The organism is Sphingobacterium spiritivorum ATCC 33861, assembly GCF_000143765.1.
Classification (GTDB): domain Bacteria; phylum Bacteroidota; class Bacteroidia; order Sphingobacteriales; family Sphingobacteriaceae; genus Sphingobacterium; species Sphingobacterium spiritivorum.
In genome coordinates this window covers 124,464-142,280 of the sequence record NZ_GL379776.1, presented here as the reverse complement: position 1 = coordinate 142,280, position 17,817 = coordinate 124,464, and the positions used below count along the sequence as shown (strand labels likewise).

14 protein-coding genes are annotated in these 17,817 nt (G+C 39.1%); 7 read left to right on the top strand and 7 right to left on the bottom strand.

Annotation, left to right across the window (positions count from 1 at the left end):
• The first annotated feature begins 4 nt into the window (after window positions 1-4).
• From HMPREF0766_RS22755 to HMPREF0766_RS19605, 3 genes are all read left to right on the top strand, one after another.
• Complete coding sequence (locus HMPREF0766_RS22755; protein WP_003001345.1) at window positions 5-430, top strand: DUF1573 domain-containing protein; 426 nt, start codon at window positions 5-7, stop codon at window positions 428-430.
• Between the two features lie 28 nt (window positions 431-458).
• On the top strand, window positions 459-1,031 hold the full coding sequence (locus HMPREF0766_RS19610; RefSeq protein ID WP_003001343.1) for a hypothetical protein: 573 nt from the start codon (window positions 459-461) through the stop codon (window positions 1,029-1,031).
• Between the two features lie 73 nt (window positions 1,032-1,104).
• Window positions 1,105-2,505 (top strand): TlpA family protein disulfide reductase, encoded by a 1,401-nt coding sequence (locus tag HMPREF0766_RS19605; RefSeq protein WP_003001341.1) that lies wholly within the window; start codon window positions 1,105-1,107, stop codon window positions 2,503-2,505.
• Window positions 2,506-2,553: 48 nt separating this feature from the next.
• Here HMPREF0766_RS19605 and HMPREF0766_RS19600 read toward each other — a convergent pair whose 3' ends face one another.
• From HMPREF0766_RS19600 to HMPREF0766_RS19590, 3 genes are read right to left on the bottom strand one after another with little or no spacing between them, the layout of a single operon-like run.
• On the bottom strand, window positions 2,554-3,621 hold the full coding sequence (locus HMPREF0766_RS19600) for a hypothetical protein (RefSeq protein WP_003001339.1): 1,068 nt from the start codon (window positions 3,619-3,621) through the stop codon (window positions 2,554-2,556).
• An 11-nt stretch (window positions 3,622-3,632) separates the two neighbouring features.
• Window positions 3,633-5,408, bottom strand: a complete 1,776-nt coding sequence (locus HMPREF0766_RS19595; protein ID WP_003001337.1) for an HSP90 family protein — start codon at window positions 5,406-5,408, stop codon at window positions 3,633-3,635.
• A 3-nt stretch (window positions 5,409-5,411) separates the two neighbouring features.
• Window positions 5,412-7,898 carry a tetratricopeptide repeat protein gene (locus tag HMPREF0766_RS19590; RefSeq protein ID WP_003001335.1) on the bottom strand — a complete coding sequence of 829 codons (2,487 nt, stop codon included), beginning with the start codon at window positions 7,896-7,898 and terminating at the stop codon, window positions 5,412-5,414.
• A gap of 194 nt (window positions 7,899-8,092) precedes the next feature.
• On the opposite strand from HMPREF0766_RS19590, the gene HMPREF0766_RS19585 reads away from it, so the two are divergent.
• A complete protein-coding gene (locus HMPREF0766_RS19585; protein ID WP_003001333.1) occupies window positions 8,093-8,704 on the top strand; it encodes a LytS family sensor histidine kinase in 612 nt (203 codons plus the stop codon).
• Here HMPREF0766_RS19585 and HMPREF0766_RS19580 read toward each other — a convergent pair.
• Together HMPREF0766_RS19580 and HMPREF0766_RS19575 are read right to left on the bottom strand one after the other, a co-directional pair.
• Entirely contained in the window at window positions 8,701-9,480 is a 780-nt protein-coding gene (locus HMPREF0766_RS19580; protein ID WP_003001331.1) for a Cof-type HAD-IIB family hydrolase, read from the bottom strand. The two genes, HMPREF0766_RS19585 and HMPREF0766_RS19580, sit on opposite strands and share 4 nt — an antisense overlap.
• A gap of 62 nt (window positions 9,481-9,542) precedes the next feature.
• Window positions 9,543-12,902, bottom strand: a complete 3,360-nt coding sequence (locus HMPREF0766_RS19575) for a DEAD/DEAH box helicase (protein ID WP_003001329.1) — start codon at window positions 12,900-12,902, stop codon at window positions 9,543-9,545.
• Between the two features lie 106 nt (window positions 12,903-13,008).
• Between HMPREF0766_RS19575 and HMPREF0766_RS19570 the strand changes: the two genes are divergently transcribed.
• Genes HMPREF0766_RS19570 through HMPREF0766_RS19560 form a run of 3 tightly spaced genes read left to right on the top strand, consistent with a single transcriptional unit; the run spans window position 13,009 to window position 14,237 of the window.
• Entirely contained in the window at window positions 13,009-13,347 is a 339-nt protein-coding gene (locus tag HMPREF0766_RS19570) for a DUF6249 domain-containing protein (RefSeq protein WP_003001327.1), read from the top strand.
• Window positions 13,348-13,355: 8 nt separating this feature from the next.
• Window positions 13,356-13,892 (top strand): RNA polymerase sigma factor, encoded by a 537-nt coding sequence (locus HMPREF0766_RS19565; RefSeq protein ID WP_003001325.1) that lies wholly within the window; start codon window positions 13,356-13,358, stop codon window positions 13,890-13,892.
• A gap of 3 nt (window positions 13,893-13,895) precedes the next feature.
• Window positions 13,896-14,237: a hypothetical protein gene (locus tag HMPREF0766_RS19560; protein ID WP_003001321.1), complete on the top strand. Its 342-nt coding sequence runs from the start codon at window positions 13,896-13,898 to the stop codon at window positions 14,235-14,237.
• On the opposite strand, the gene HMPREF0766_RS19555 is transcribed toward HMPREF0766_RS19560, so the two are convergent.
• Together HMPREF0766_RS19555 and HMPREF0766_RS19550 are read right to left on the bottom strand one after the other, a co-directional pair.
• The gene (locus HMPREF0766_RS19555) at window positions 14,234-16,315 is read right to left on the bottom strand and encodes a TonB-dependent receptor (protein WP_003001318.1); all 2,082 of its coding nucleotides are present in this window, start codon (window positions 16,313-16,315) and stop codon (window positions 14,234-14,236) included. The two genes, HMPREF0766_RS19560 and HMPREF0766_RS19555, sit on opposite strands and share 4 nt — an antisense overlap.
• A 74-nt stretch (window positions 16,316-16,389) precedes the next feature.
• Window positions 16,390-17,691 (bottom strand): BamA/TamA family outer membrane protein, encoded by a 1,302-nt coding sequence (locus HMPREF0766_RS19550; protein WP_003001314.1) that lies wholly within the window; start codon window positions 17,689-17,691, stop codon window positions 16,390-16,392.
• Window positions 17,692-17,817 lie beyond the last annotated feature (126 nt).

Below are 17,817 nucleotides of genomic sequence, written 5' to 3'. Positions count from 1 at the left end.
AAATATGGTAATCAAAAAGTTAAATCAATGTTTTCAACTACTAATATTTGTATCTATTTTTTCTAATTGGTCATGTGTTGATAAGAGTCTAAAGACAAAGTCTGAGATTGTAAATGAATATGGCAAATTTAGATTCGATTCGGATTTTTATGATTTTGGGAGAATTAAGAATGGAGATACAGTTCAACACACATTCAATTACGTAAATATTGGTTCAGAACCTCTCATTATTCAGGATATATCAACTTCCTGTGGATGTACGTTAGCGGAATGGACTAAAATACCAGTAAAAACTGGAAGTAATGGTTTTATAACAATTAAATTCTCGAAGACTCATGATCCAGGTATTCATTCTAAGAGTGTAATAATAAAAGCGAACACAGAAGACACTTATACAGTGTTGAAAATAATGGCGGATGTATTAAAATAAATTATAAAACTTTAAAATTTAAACATTTATGAGAAAAAGTAAAAAAACTATGATTGGTATCATTTTGATTATGGCATCATTCTATTTAAGTTCATGTAAGAATTCTTCTATTGAAGTTCCTGTAAAATCAAAGAATGAATTTAAAATGAATTATACTGCTGCTAAGACTAGTAATGAATTAATTGCACTGCGAGAGAATAAGAATGCGAATGTGATTAGAACAGGTCTGGATTTAGAAAGTGTAATTTCTAGTCAAAGCACCGCTTTAAGTAAACTTTCTAATGAGCAATTAGAAAAATTTATGAAAGGAATTGTTTTTAAAGAAAATGTAGGAGTTGTAGGTTTTAATTATCAAATTTTGAACAATTCATTGGCTGCAGATGATTTTGCAGAAGTAATGGCTTTGTTTGGATTGGATGTTAAACACGGTTTTTGGGGATTTAGTTCTGACAAGAATATTGCAGAGAAGTTAAGTATCAATGAGGAAATAAGAGGTGGTAGTGCAAGAAGTTTGATGTTTGAGGATTACAAAGGTTATAGATGTGAAAGTCCACATAACTGTCGTATGAATTCGGATTACATATGTTTAACAGGATGTTAATTTAATTTTGGAGGCATATTATTATGCCTCCATTTGCACCTTTATGTTATATAGAATTTTAATATTATTAATAATGTCTTCTATATGTAGGCAAGTTGTTGGACCGCAAAATGTGTATGTCGAAAAAATAGATTCTGTAAGGATTCGTTACGACATAAAAGGAACTCCAAAAGAGAATATATTTTTTGTTAAAAAACACATTATTGATGGAAATGATGAGGTGTTGGGTATAATTCCAAGAGAATTTGAAGTGAAAAATGCAGAACTATTTATCAAAGCCAAGTCTCCTTCTTTAATTTATATTCTTTACAATGATAAGAAATACCCTGTCTATATAGCAAACAATAACAATAGTATAACTATTGATGTAAATGATACAATACCTAAATTGTACTATCAAGGTTCGGATAAGTTTGCGAATCAATATTTGCTGGCCAGACAAAAAATTTTGGATGAAGAATATTTAAATGTCCGTAGCTTGTATTCTTTGTCTTTAGATAGTTTCATGAATTTAAATGAAAAAATTGAGGATAGAATAATTGTATTACGTGAAGAATATTTTGATGAAATAGAAGATGACGGATTTAAAACATTTGACTATGCTGATATTAAAAGTCTAATAACTATCCGTCACATCTTGTTCTCCGATTACCACAATTATTTTACTAAAGAAAGAGTCGAACCATTAAAAAACATAAGTGAAGTTAAGGTTGAGGATTTTGGTTATGATACAAGTTGCTTGTTATCAAAAACATATGTTGATTTGGTGGGTATGTATCTAAACTATAATGTAAAAAACAGGATCGATTGTTCTAAGGAAGAGTTTGAGAATCAACAACTTTGTTATTTCAGTGCAAAATTCAATATTGCCTTATCAATTTTTACCAATAAAGAAATTTCTGAATTTTTTGCCATTCAGACAATGATTGATGCTCTGGATTATGGTTTGACAGATTTCTTTAAAACTCATTTAGAAGAAATGAAAAAGCAATTTTCTCAATCTGAATATCTTAAAATTGCGATGTGGAAAGAGAATGCATTAAATAGTATTGAAAAAGGTAAAAAAGCCCCAAACATAAAATTTGTCAGACAAGATAGTACGTCCTTCCAACTCAATGATCTATTGGGGAAAGTTGTTTATTTGAATGTATGGTCGTTGGGATGTAGTTCCTCAGTTGAGGAACTTTCAGGTATTAATTATCTTGTTAATGAATTTAGTGATTCCTCAAAGTATAATTTTATCAATATTTATCTTGATAACGATTCAAATGAACAAAAGAGGTATTTAGAATCTTCACCAATAAAGGGTGTAAATGTAACTCTCTCTAATATTAATGATTTCTCTAAAAAATATTTTGTAAATACTTTACCTCGCTATATCATTATTAATAAGGAAGGCATGGTAGAATCACCGTATGCTTCAAGACCCTCTTCTCCTGAATTAAAAGCCAAGTTAAAAAGTCTGGTTGATTAAATATATATCGAAATGGCCCTGCAAATTCCTTGCAGGGCCATTTTTGTGTTATCTGGTTTTTATCTGTTTCGTGAAATTGTTATTCTCATTGCGAAGGTCAAACTGCTTTGCCAGTAACTTTGCTTTATCCAGATAGTAAGTATAAATCTCATCTACCGTATAAGTGTTTTCCGGACGGTATAAAGCGTGCGAAGGAGGAATATTCAGTGTTACGGTTTCTCCTCCTTGTTTTTGAGATAACGCTTCTGCCATTCCTCTTGCAAAGAAAAACCTTGTGCTCTTATCCGTATCCAATGTCCATGGAATAAATTGTTCTACATAGTTCCAGGCTGATTCGGGTTTTAAGGCAAAGATGACAGGCATAAAATCTCCCAATGAACTAATGAGATAAGTATCTTCTTCCCGCTCCGATAATTCCTGTATCACACGATCCAGGTATTGCTGTGCAATATCATGCTGACCGTTTATCAGGGCATGGTAAGCAATATTGACACGTGTTACAAGCGGAACACGTGCACATGTATACTGTTCCTGAAGGATAGGCTGAGCTTTATTCAGACCTTCCTCAAAATTATTATCCTGCAATAACGTCAATACTTCACTGTCTAGTTCACAAGCCTGACAATCACTGATTCCGTCACGGGGAAAGAGATTGATCTGGCTTTGCAGATATAGACTCTTTTCCACATCCATCTGTTCTGCTGCTTCATGCAATAGTTTGGAATGATAAGCTCGCAGATTATATCCTTCCAGTTCAGATCTTCTTTTGAAATCTTCCATAATATTATTCATATGTGCAAGGCTGATTTCAGGATTGGATTGTACTTCACTTATGATCCATTTGTATTTCCAGAGCAATTCTTCGACATCATACTCATCAGGAGAAGCATCATAGGCGTTGAGCAGCCAGCTGAATGTAGGCAGGAAGTTCTTCCGGTCAGTATGTTCCCATTCGATGTCCATCAGCTGCATCCGTAGTTCATATGCCCATTCAATATCCTGATTATCATCTGCGAGCTGGATGGCCTGTAAAAAGTATTTAATCTTATCTTTATTCTTATCATCCAGGTAAGATGCTTTATTTAAGAGTTTTTGTATTTCTAATGTGTAGATCATGCTGTAGTCTGCTAAATATTTAAAAAATTGTCAATGCCCATGACCAACATGTCATTAATGGCTTCGTTGAATAATGTCATCTCGGTATCGCTGACCGGATATTTACCAAGAAGTAGGGATTGTACATACAGGATATGAACAATAGACCGGATCATATAATCGTCTTTCAGGGAGAGAAGATTAGCAATCAGCTTATTATTACCGTTAAGACACAATAAGGGTTTATTTTCAATCTTTTTGGCGGCGAAAGAGCCTAAGATATCATTTAGCGGATTCGCTGCTGATTTTTTGACTGATGACGACTTGATTGCATCCGTTCCGGTGATATAAAGTGCCGGAATATCTTCCGGTGCATAAGCTTTTATCAGCACCTCACAGTTTTGAGGCTTCAATACATCATTAGCCTTATCTATAAAAGTTACATAGGCTATTTCCTGTTCGGGTGATAAATCCCGGAAACGCGCCATGATATCTTGGGGTGTTATCTCTTTTACCTGAATCGATGTATCTATGTACTGTGCTTTTTTCAACAGTTCTTCCTCAAAAGTATAGGCTGCATTGATCACCAGTATTCCCTGTGACTCTGCAATTCTGCGCATTTGCTTGAAATCATCAATGTTGGGTGTATAATAAATACAATCCTGATAATTTTTGATATTCTTAAAGTTCCGGAATCCTTTATTTGTCTCAAAAGGCAGGTCATCCAGAAATACCCGGAGCATATCATTATCTTCTGCGGCTATGGCCTTGATATGCAGATAATGAGTATTGATCAGACCGTTATACACCTTATTATCTATTGTCCGTATATTCCGGAGGTAGTCTTTGATCGCTTCAGCTATTTCTTTTTGAGTTGCTTTCAGGCTTTCATTTGCCATTAATGATTCACGTGATGCTGTAGCCTGCAACTGATTGCTGTTGATAATACAACGGATGAAAAATGCCCATCGCGGTAACAGCCTGCAGTCGTCATCACTCAAAAACATTCTTTTGAGATACAATTTGTGTTGCTGCCGATTCGAAAACTGTGCTTTATGAGGCAGGATATAAGCTATCGCCTTTACTCCTCCTGAGGGAGCTTCGATACGGAAAGCATCAATAAAGTTGGTATGAAAGGTTTTCTTTCCTATTTCGAGCAAATCCTCTTTGCTGATATCATGTTCCATCCATTTTCCGGCAGCAGGATTGATCAGTAATTCCTGATCGTCTTCTATGCAGGTTATAGGGATAGGGAGCAGGTCCCCGTAGTAGCTGAGATTTTGTTCCAGAGAGGAAAAAGCAAAAAGATGCATCCATTCCTTTTTCGGTGTCAACAGTACGCGTGTTCCAATGGCTCTTGGTTCAGCGATATGTTCAATCTCATACGTTCCGTTTGCGTGTCCGGTCCAGCGAATCGCCTGTTCGCTCATAGCAGAGCGGGTTTCCAGTACGATCTCATTACTGACCACAAAACAAGAAAGGAGACCAATACCAAATTTTCCGATAAAATCCTGAGCATCGATGCTGTCTCTTTTGGAACTCTCTCCGATCACGGCGATAAACTTATGAATTTCGGCTTCAGTCAGTCCGATGCCGTTATCCTCGAATATCATCTTTTTGTCTTCCAGACGGACCGTGATTTTTCCCTGATGCGATTCGTCCAGATTTTGAAATGCTGTGATCGCATCTACTGCATTCTGGAGTAATTCACGCACAAAAGTATTCGGATTACTGTACAGGTGTTCTGAAAGGAGCGAAATCATCCCTTTCAGATTGACCTGGAAAATATATGACTCTTTTTTTTCCATGAATTATCTTTTTGACTTTCTAACTATTTTTTCGGCTTTTTCGTGCCCGTTTTCTGCTGCCAGCTCATACCAGTACATGGTCTGCTCTTCGCTTTCTTCCACACCGTCACCCATCAGGTAACAGTTGCCCAGTTCGAATTGTGCAGCAGCATGGTTTTGTTCTGCAGCCTGGCGGATCAGTTTAATACCTTCTTCTTTATTCACGGCAACGCCATTTCCTTTCAACAGTAACAGACCTGCATTAAATTGAGAAGGGATATCACCGTAATTAGCCGCCGTAGCAAACCAATGATACGCCTGACTTTCATTTTTACGGGTACCTGTACCGCTCAAGTAGCATTTACCAAGTCTGTACATCGCATTTTTGTTGTTTTTGTTGGCGGCTATTTCATAGTATTTAAATGCTTCAGAAGCGTTAGCTTCTGTGCCGAGTCCGTATTCATAACAAATACCGAGTCCATCAGATATGACTTCATAATTGTTATAAGCTTCCAGGTATAGGGACAATGCCTTCTCATATTCATTGAGCTGATCATAATCATATAGATAATAATCTCCCAGTTCAAGGAAAGCATAAGGCTGATTGTTTTCTTTGGCTTTATTAAGCCACATGAGGGCTTGTTCCGTATCAGCCAATATAGGTTCGCCCAGACTGCCGTGCATCAGGTATGAGCCTGTCTTGTATTGCGCAAACGGATAGTTCATTTCTGCAGCCTCTTTCATAAGGTCAAATGTTTTCTGTGCATCAAAACTGACTCCAAATTCATAATCATAGCACATCGCCAATTCGACCATTCCTTTAGGAAGTCCTGCATCGGCAGCTTTCTGAAAGTATGCAACAGCAAGATCCGGATTCTGTTCATGTACAATTCCGTACCGGTAACAACGTCCCATTTCGTAGATACAATTGATCTCCTGCAATTCAGCTCCTTTTTCATACATGCGTACTGCCTCTTGCTGGTCAGTCTCACCGTTTGTATGGTAACCAAATTCCAGATACTGACCTCTTATATAGCAGGCGTATCCATATCCTCCATTGGTTTCTGAAGCGAGAGTGAATAGTTCAAAAGCTTTCCCGTAATCTTTGTCAAGTGTGCCATCTTCATACATGAAAGCAAGCTCGGTTATACAGTATGGATTACCCTGTTCCAATCCTTTTTCAAAATATTTTCTGGCTTTTTCATTGTCAACTTCTGTTCCTATACCATAACGGTGCATTCTGCCGGCATTGCTATTTCCGTAGAAATGATTCAGTTCAGCAGCTTTTTCATAATAAGAAAGGGCTTTTTGTGGTTCAGATGTACCTGCTTCTGTCAGTCCAAGTTCATAAAGATACCCAAGACGGTAATAAGCATAAGGGTTTTGGTTTGCTTCTGTGGCTCTTTCAAAATATAACCGGGCATTTATTACATCTTTGGGGACGATTTGATCCTCCAGGTATATTTCAGCCTTCTCTACCAAAGCATCCGCTAGCTTCTGCTCACACGCCTGATCCAGATATTCGAGGCCTTTTGTAGTATTTTTGTAGGCTTCAACATAAAGATATATCAATGCAAGACGGTACGTTGAAAATGCATTGCCGTACAACTCGCCTACAGTAAACCATTTTAATGATTTTTCATATTCTTCTTTTGGAGACTGCTCTTTAGGAAATGCCAGGTGCCCTAAATTATTCATAGCATCTCTATTTCCTCTTACCGATGCCTGTTCCAGCAGATTCATGGATTCTTCCGGGCTGTTTTCATAGTTAATTAAAGCATATCGGGTCATTGCATAGGCCGAAAAATAGTTCTCCATGCAATACTTGAATATTTCTTTGGCTTTTTCCGGATTTCCCTGCCATTCATAGCAGCAGGCCTCCAGAATATAGCCATTTTTGACAATTTTGATATCTGCGCTTTTTTGTAATTCTTCAAAAAGAGGAGGGATGCTGTCGAATGCTTTTTTATCCAGATACATATAGCCTCGGTACAATTTACCCCATTCGCTGTTGTCTTCTTCCAGTATGCGGGTAGCTTCTTCTTTATCCTGGCGGGTCAGATAGTCATAATACAGGAAATAAGCATATACAGGCCTTCCTATGGCCGCCCCGTGATGAGTAGCTGCCAGCAGGTATTCTTCTACTTTGGCTTTGTCCTGAAAGTTTCTGCGGGCTTCCTGATATTGAAACGCCAGTTGGGCATATGCTTCGGGCCATTGAGTAGCCAGATTTTCTAACACCTCATTGATCTTGTTCCAGTAAAAAATGTAATCTTCATCATTCAGTAAGTATGACGAATGGAAATCCAGCCCGTCATGAAAAAGATTCTCATAAAGTTTGACTACAGCTTCTTTCTTCTGATCGAAGTGAGCAATGCTTTTTTCTAATAGAGCCAGGCCTTTGAACCAGTTTTCAGGTTGCTGTAAAAATGTGTATTCTGTTTCAAAATTTTCCAACGTGGAAACATCAGTTTCAGCAAGTATGCTTTCGTAACGGGAGTTCAAATTCATGTTTAATTCGATTTTGTCCTAAAATATGGTTTGAATATAATAACGATTTGTGTGATCTTTTATTCAAAATAATTAAAATTTTCTTATTTGCCTAAATATTAAGAAAAAAGATATGAATAAATCAGGTGAGGGAGTTGTTTGAAGATTCTTTTAAAAGAAATAAGTAATTTTGACCAAACAAAATAACAGATCATATGACCTCGGTTTTTAATAAGTTATGGAATCGTACTGCTACCGGTAACAGCGGGGCGTCAGCTATTGAAAATCAATTGTCGTTTTTAGAATGTCAGGTAGACCGGAAGCTTCTGGATTTATGGGCATCCGCCTGTATAGAAAACAAAGATCAATCCTGGCAAATCCGGTTTGCAAAACTTCAGCAGAGCAGTTTGTCACGAGTCTGTTCCCAGCCTGTATCTGTTATTGATGAAATCGATTGTCTGAATGAATACTGCTTAGTGTATCAGCATATTAAATCAGAAGAATTGTATATTAACTTTAAGTCTGATTATACAGATACAGCAGCGCTTATTTATCCTTTTGTTTTGATGCCTCTTGTACAGAATGCTATTCATAACGGATATACATCCATGGAAAAATATCCGGTCAAAATAAAAGTATCCGGCTCGGCCAGACTCCTGATTATGGAAGTCAGCAACAGAGTAAATCACCGTATTGCTGATCAGCAGGGTACAGATAGTATAAGGCTGTTCAGAGAAAGATTACAATTTCTGTATCCGGATCGTAATGATCTTTTATTCAATAGCAACAGTAATACTTTTAAAGCGACGCTTACTGTACAGCTTTAGATTATTTCATAATGTTTGAGCGCATTCCAGATGCCGTTATTGTCTACATCATCCGTGATATAATCTGCTATCGCCTTTACTTCCGGATTAGCATTACCCATAGCTACGCCAATATGTGTATGCGCTAACATGGTAATATCATTGCCTCCGTCTCCGAATGACATCGTTTCATGGAGTTCAAGTCCGAAATGTTGTACAAACACATCGATACCTACCTTTTTACTTTGGCCGACAGGATTGACATCCGCAAAAAGAGGAGTCCAGCGGGAAGCTATGGAATTGGGCATTATAGTACGCATAAAGTCTTCTTCTGCTTCCGGTTGAATAAAGATATTGGTCTGCAATACGGTTGCTTTGTCAAAGTTATCGTAGTTCCTCTGCATGGGTACGGGCAGATTGAGCTGGTCGTACATCTTTTGTATATCAGGCGTGACATGGAAGATAGAAATCTCATTTTCAGACATCAGCGAAAAGCTAACCGGCTCATTATTCATTGCATAATTGAGCAGAGATTCGATATCTTCCTGTGGAATAGGTTTTCTAAACAGCACTTCATCATCTTTTGTGACGCAATAGCCTCCGTTAAATGTTATAAAGCCATCAAAATTGAGGTATCTGATATGATCTAAGCTGTTGATGGATCTACCCGTAGAGATGATTACTTTAATTCCTCTGGATTGTAATTCACGGATAGCTTTTTCGGTAGACTCGGGAACGAGATGTGTTTTGAAACTTAATAGTGTACCGTCGATATCAAAAAATACTGCTTTGATCATATTGTAAGGGCTGTTTTTATAAGCAAATGTAGGCAAAATATTCGGAAGCTAAAGCCTGATAGTTAGTGCAACAGGCTGAGCAATTGCTCTTTTGTGAAGTTTTGTAATAGCGGATTTCCTTCTTTTCCGATCAGTGCAGAGGCCAGTTCATTTTTGCTCTGCTGCATTTTAATCATTTTTTCTTCAACGGTATCTGGGGTAATAAGACGGACAGCTGTAACCGTTTGCTGCTGACCTATGCGGTATGCACGATCTATGGCCTGATTCTCTACAGCAGGATTCCACCATGGATCTACCAGATATACAAGGCTGGCTGCTGTCAGATTGAGCCCTGTACCACCAGCTTTGAGTGAGATCAGGAATACCCGGTTGTCTTCCTGCTGTTGAAAGTTGTGCACGACCTGATCTCTGTTTTTTGTCTTCCCTGTCAGCATAGAAGCATCTATACCTTTTGCGGATAATGCTTTCTGAATAAGCTGCAGCATACTGACAAATTGAGAAAAGACAATAATCTTGTGGTAGGCAATGTTATCTTCGATTTGTTCTATAAGTGTTTCTATCTTAGCTGAATTGTCCTCAGTACTTAAATCTTCCGTTTTCAATAATTTGGTCGAATTACAGATTTGCCTCAGTTTGGTCAGCCCTTTCAGAACGTACATCGGGCTTTTGCGAATCTCATCACCTTCGGTTGCAGATATGAATTCCCTGAACTCTTTTTCATATAGATCATAGATGCGGCGTTGAGCAGGCTTCATCTCACAGTAGATGACCAGTTCATTCTTCTCCGGAAGCTCTCCGGCAACTTCCGCTTTTGTTCTTCTCAGGATAAAAGGATTAATCTTGTTATAGAGCATTTCTGTACGTTTCCGGTCACTGAATGCATCTATCGGAGTAGTAAAGACATCTTTAAAATACTTTTTACTGCCAAGTAGCCCGGGCGAAGCAAATGATAACTGCGCATACAGATCCATAGTGCTGTTTTCAATCGGTGTACCCGTCATTACTATACGGTTACGTGACTGTAAAAGGCAGGCTGCTTTATAGCGCTGAGAATTGGGATTTTTAATCTGTTGGGATTCATCCAGAAATACATAATTAAACCTGAATTTCTTTAGATAATTGATATCCGTTAGCAGTGTGTGATAAGAAATCAGTATGAGCTCATACCGATCAAAATCAGCGGTATTTCTGACGCGGTCTGTACCGTCCAATAGTAGAAAGCGTATACTGGGTGCAAATTTTTCCAGTTCATGCTGCCAGTTAAACAGTAGTGTCTTCGGAAGCACAAGCAGGTTACAGTTGTGACTGGCCTTATCCCGTTGGGAAAGAATAAAAGCAATAATCTGAATAGTCTTGCCTAACCCCATATCATCTGCCAGGCATCCGCCAAAATTGAAATCATCAAGAAAATTGAGCCACTTCAATCCGTCCAGTTGGTAGCCGCGTAATTTTCCGTTAAAATGTTTAGAGACATTTACTTTATTTAAATCTTTGAAATTCTTTGCTTTATTCTTTAACTGCTCGATTTCTTGTTTAGCTGATTCATGTAGCTGAGAGGCCTCGAAGAGACGATCTATATCATTGAAGCTTGTCTTTGCAATCAGCAATTGCTCCTCGTCATTCCATTCGCCTGCCTGAAAATATTCTTTAAACTTTTCCAGCCATTCTTCCGGTAATATACCATGTGTGCCGTCATCAAGTACCACAAATTTGGATTTGTTACGCACGGCCTTTTCCAGATTTTTGGCTGATGCCTTTTTACGACCGAAACTCACATTGACATTTACATTGAACCAATTGATTCCGCTTAATACTTCAATATTGATGTTCGCTTTGAAAGGACTTATAGTATTGTTCTTTAAGGTGTCAAAACCAATGACCCGTATTCCCTGACTGTGCCATTCCTCAAATACATTTAAAAACCAGTCTTCATTCAGGAAATGTTTACGGTGAAGATAGAAATACAGAAAAGATTCATCCAGTTGTTCTTCAAAGTAAGGATGTTGCCGGATCAGCAGACCTGACAGTGCCGTTTCCCGATCCTGTTGTCGTTCTACAATATAACTTTTTCCGGATTCATCGATGCCAAAGATCTGCCGTTTGGATCGTACAGGTACTTCCACATCACCATAGCGCATGACAGGCGTGAGTGTAACATATTCCTGGGATTCATCCAGATAAATTATAGCTTCAGTATCCGTGTAGTAAAGATGTTGATCCAGTTGTTTCTTGCTGGCTCTCGGAATATCAGGATAGCTTATCGATACCCGATCAGAAAGCGGATCCAGAATCTGTGTTTTGAAATACTCAAATTTGGATGTATGAATCCAAAGCGCATTATTACGGTTTTTGAACAGCTGTATCAAAGACCTTACTGTCTTATCATGTATAAAGTAAAGAGAATGTTTGACTTGCACAAAATAATCAAACTGTATGTTTACATCACTCAGTGCGATTTCTTCTCTTCCCACAAGAAGATCGCCTTCTACAGAAAGAAACGATCCTTTTTTATGGATACGGAGTTTACTTTGTACAGAACTTTGTTTCAGGAGTACGGCATTCAGACTGGATGCCAGTATATTTTCCGATAAGGAAGCATCGTGTACAAATACCTCTAATTGAAAAGGATTATGTACAACAGCTTCAAGCGCTTTTGGAAGATTAGGATCTGAAGCATCCTGTGTGTTTTTTTCCAATAAACGAATAGCTGTGAAGAACTTGCTTTCCGTAATGTCTTTGCATTTCCAGATTCGCTCTGATGTATCAACCGGTTTAACCGGATTTTTAAGTTTTCCGTTTTTTGTTATCTCCGATTCAAAAAGCTGAACCTGCAAGTGTTTGTAGAATTTATGCTTTCGGAAGACAATAATCAATCGGCCGGCATCTGTAGGATCGCCAGATAGATTTGATGTTTCTTTATTAAATAAATCTATGTTATCCAGTGGAATAAGATGGTTGTTAAGAATAGATACTTCAATAGTGTTATTCGTGTATCGCAGTTCAAAATACTCTTCCAGTGCCTGTTCATGCTCAATGCCATAAGTCAAAGCTGCTTTGGACAAAAGTTTTTGATAGCGCATCGGAGAAAAGAAAGTCAGCCAATCTTCCTGACGGATAAAAGTAGCGAAGACCGCTTGCTGGTGTCGGCAGAGACCTTGTTTTTCTGAACAGGAACAATAGATAGATAATACGGGTTTTGTGTATTTCAGTAGCACTGTCTCTTCGTTTTCGGAGAACCCAATACGAAATCTGGCTTCATTTACAGACAAGTGTTCTACCTCAATAGTAATTCCTATATTCGTCGTGCTGTCTATCTCCTGAAAATAGCTGTACCTATCCGTTCGATCCATGTCAATATCCGTAATAAGATATTGATGGTAATCCGAATGATAATCTTTAAGCTGAGGGTCTTGCTTTGACATACGAACCAAAGATAATGAGATGTGAGACGCACATAGGAATAAAAAATAAAAAAAATGTAACCTTTTGGATTCGGGCTGCATCTTATGAGCAAAGACTAAAAAAATTATGGAAAAGGAAACAATGGTAGCTACTATAATCGTAGCATTTTGCTTAAGTACATTTTTATCCCTGTATTTCTACTGGCTGGCCAGACATAAGGAACGTATGGCACTGATCGAACGCGGGATGGATCTGAGCGATTTTTACAATAATAAACTCAAAGGCTCTAACTGGCTTAAAGTAGGGGTAGTAGTAGTAGCTTCAGCTGTAGGTTTATTGATTGTAGGAATTATTAGTGAATCCAAAGTCGAAATTCATTCAGACGCGATTCCTGTGGCTATAATAGGAATTTTCGGAGGAGCGGGTATGATCGTCGCAAATTACCTGGATAAAAGACCATCTTAAGAAACCGGATGGATCAGGTTTATATTGATAAAATACTAGCGGGAGATCGTGAGGCTTTCAGATATTTTCTGTCAACATATAAGGATATGGCCTTTTCCGTAGCAATCAGCATCGTAAAAAGTGAGGTTGTTGCGGAAGAGGTTGTTCAGGATGCTTTTGTGAGCTGTTATCATGCCTTGAAATCTTTTCAGGGCAAATCCAAATTCAGCAGCTGGCTCTACAGAATTGTGGTTAATCATGCTTTTACAAGGCTGAGGCGGATCAAGATCGAGTTTGTGCCCATATCCGGACAGGATGAGTTGTCTGTGTCCGATGAAGCTGCCCTATGGCAACTGGAGCAGAAAGAGCAGGCTCAGCTGATTGAGGAGGCTTTACAGCACTTACCCGTTAATGAAAGTCTGGCTTTAAGATTATTTTATCTGGAAGAAGAGAGTATAAAAGATGTATGTCAGATTACAGGATGGACAGAGTCCAATGCGAAGGTTATTTTACATCGCGCACGCAAACGCATACATGGAATATTAAGTAAACTAATGAAATCGTAGAATATGGAAAAGGATCGTGATATTTTACAACAACTGATGAGGCAAAGTACTCCGAAAATGCCGTTTTCGGATTTTGAAGATCAGGTAATGGCCCGGATAGAGAAGCAGGAGATGACTTCCCCCGAAATCCTGAAGGTCAAGATGAAAGGAATATATTTCTTTCTTGCAGGAACGATATTCGGGCTTGTTATTAATTATGTTGCAGCAGGGTATATGTATGAAATAAAATGGACAACTATTTCAAAAGAACAGATAATGCTGTTCTCCCAACTGATTTATGTAACACTGATATTATTGTTTTGCGACAGGATTATAAGGCTTTTCAGATTAAAACAGCATAGTTAATAAGAGATCTTTAATCCTCCGTAATAATTTCTGCCCGGAGCTGCATTAAAAAAGCGATTGCCGAACGCATTGATATCGTTACCCAGACTGTATTTCTGATCCAGGATATTATCAGCTCCGGCAAAGAACTGAACCTGTAATTTTCCGTTTATCGGGCAGAGCCACGCAAGTTTGGCCTGTAATAAATGATATTTAGTCCCGTAAGCGGTATTCGCATCATTCAGCGGGATACGGGAAGTAAAGTTGTGCATGATATTCAGTTCTATGTGTTGTGCAAACTGAATATTTGCATGATTAACCCATATCCAGTCCGGGACAGCAGTAAGTTTGTTGCCTGAATAATCGTTTTCTCCTACCTGGTAAGCCTTGAATTTATAATCATTATAGGTCAGATTGCTTCCTATGGACAAACTCTGTACCCAGCCGGAGGTACGCGGAGCAATAAGATAACCTGAAAGCGAGGCTTCTAAGCCCTTCTGGTCGGTTTTTCCGGCATTCAGATAGTATTCTGCTCCGTTTTCCCGGATCTGCCTTATAATAGCATTATCCATCCGGTAATAATAGTAGGAAACATCCGCAATAACTCTCCGGTCTGCAGTTTCCCATCTGATGCCCGCTTCATAATTCGTTCCGGTTTCAGGATTCAGTTGCCGGTTGATTATGTTGTCCGAAGAACGAACCTCTGCAATGGTAGGAGCGGATAATCCTTTGGATACCGAACTGCGTATAGCCATTTGAGGAGTGACAAGGTAGGAAAGAGCAAATCTTGGCATCCAGGTATTCTTAAAATCAATCTTTTCCCATTTATCAGCAAGTACAGGGAATATATTTTGATAGGAAATAGTATTGTAATTAATTCCCAGTGAACCTTCAAGGGTCAGTTTTTGAGCAACGAGTACCTGACCGCGTAAGAAATAGAAGTGCTGGCCATTTTTCAGATCATCCTTAGCCTGCGGATCAGTAGCTACGCCGCCTTTGTTATTATAATTATCAATTTTATACCGTCCGTTTTGTGCTTCCAATCCAAGTTGCATTTGCCAATGTAACTGCTGATTGCTGTTGTCTGCATAAGAAAAGTAAGTGCGGATGCCCATATTCTTTTCATCACGCTTTTCGTAATTGGTAATAAACGGATTTTTGATGTCCGAATGACTGCCGAATATACTGACAACGTGTGTCAGATTTGTCGTGATGTGGTATCGGTTAGAAAGACCTCCAAAAAATGTTTTGTTGTATATTCCAGCCTTTTGATCAGCCGCACCGGGATTTGGTCCTGCTGCAGGTCTGGCGAGTTTTGGATTTTCATCATACTGCGTTTGTGTAAGGCCGCCGGGAGTTCTGTATCCCAGATCTGCATAGAATCCAATCGCTTTTAACTGCCCTTTATCAGAATAGTCCCATTGATGAGCAGTCTGTATAGTTTTTTTATTTAAGGCAGAGTTTTGCCGATACCCGTCACTACGGGTAAAACTTTGATCCACTGCAAAACGGTAATGGGGATTGACCTGCTGCTTTGTAGATAGTTGTTCCTGAAATAAACCGAAAGAGCCGCCCTGTAGCAGCAGAGAACTGCCGGAGCCTGTGTCAAAGCCATTCGGAGCAATCGTAATCACCCCGCCTGAGTTAGGCCCGTAGATAGATCCGTCAGGACCCTTGAGTATATGTATACTGCTGACAGCCGCCGGATCTACCAGATTAAAGTAGGTATTGCCTCCGGCATCGGTTAACGGAAATTCATCGAGGTATATCTTGATGTTTCGTACTCCAAAAGGTGATCGGATAAGGCTGCTTCTCATCGCTAACCGGTAACTGCCCGGCGAACGCTCTTCCATACGGATACCCGGAACAGTATTGATAGCTGTCAAAAATGTACTGTTATTCTGACTGGAAATAAGCCGGGAATCCAGCGTCTTTGCAGAAGAAGTGAGCGATAAAAGAGGTTGGTTGGCGAAATAAGCATTGATCTGTACCGGAGCAAGTCTGTTGAGAACGGTGTCTGTCAGTTTTGTTTCCTGAGCCAAAAGTTGGTTGGTCAGGAAAAATAAACAAAGTGTACTCAAAGTCCGGTAAGATCGCATACTGTTTTCGGTTTAGCAGTCGCTAAAATAGTAAAAACAAGGCATAATCATAACGTTGCCTATTGATTGCAGGACTAAAATGCTTCATTAAGACCTAAGAAAAAGCCTCTGTTTCCATATTTTCCGAAAGCATAGTCCAGACAAAGGTTTGTTCGGGTTGCTTTATTAAATAAAACACGTAGTCCGGCACCTCCACCGGGTTCCCAACGCTGAAACAGTCGGGTTCCGATCTCGTCACTTGCAGATTGTATATTGAGAAATGTCACACCGCTCAGGAATTTGTTCTTCGTAATCGGGAAGCGGTATTCCACTTCTGAGTAAGCAAAAGATATACCCTTGAAATAGCCGATAGTATAGCCCCTTCCTGTTCTGACATTTGTATCTTTCCCTGTTCCGGGAAGATCAAAGTAGGGAAGTGTTCCACTGAGTTTATAAGATCCCCAGTACCAGAATCCTAGTACGTGTTCCGGATTTTTCTTAGACAAGCTAAAATATTTTCTGAAATCTGTAACCAATTGAACGGCGTTCTTTGAACTTCCCATCCACGTCTGATTGACACGTATACCTACATCGGAGTATATACCGCTGTAAGCCCTGTTCGGATTATCCCGGGTCATGTACTGAACATTGAACAGTAATCCGTTGGAATTGTATTTTTTTGGATTAAAGCCATGTTTTTCGCTGTACAAGGAGGGTGGTGTAGGACCGTTAACTAATTGCGGTTCCTCTATATTCCTTCGAAGATCGAAAGATACTCCGGCTCCCAGAAATAATCCGTGAGCTACCTGACGGTAGACCTTTTCATTGAAAATATAAGAATTGTATCGTGATCCGAATATTTTGCGGTCAGGGTTAGCAATGACGCGCTCATCTTCTGTTGTCCAAGCATTCATATTCATCCCTATACCGGCATCAGGAGCAACCATGTGAACAGCCGCCAGACTCCCCTGAAAATTCCAGGTATTACCCGGTGTAAACACATTATGGCTCAGGTAGAACACCATAATACCTTTTGTAGTGATAGAAGCTGAAGTGGCTGCGACTGACATAGTGGTATTGGGGTGGTTGCCTAATACCTTACCGGCTACGGCTTTTACTCCTCCCTGTGCCCCGATAGTCGGATTATAGGCAACGTTAGGCATCAATGTTATGGGAGAACGTCGTTTAGAACGGTCAGGTTTGCGTTTGGGATGAAGAATAGTCCGAAACAGATCACTGATATCGTAATGATCCTGATAGGGAGGAGGTGTTTTTAAGCTGTCCGAGCCAGCCAATGTGTCTTTGCGCAGTCTTACCGTGCTGGTTGTATCATGCTGAGCAAAAGAATACGTTATATGAAACAGTACGAGAGTGAATACCATAACTGCTCGCTGCATAGGGGAGTGTACTTTTTTAATAAGAGGGTGAAAAATAATGCACGGTTTTTTCACAGACTTTCTGTTTAAATAGATATAAATAATATGATTTCCATTATGTACAACAACTGATATGATATTTGGTTT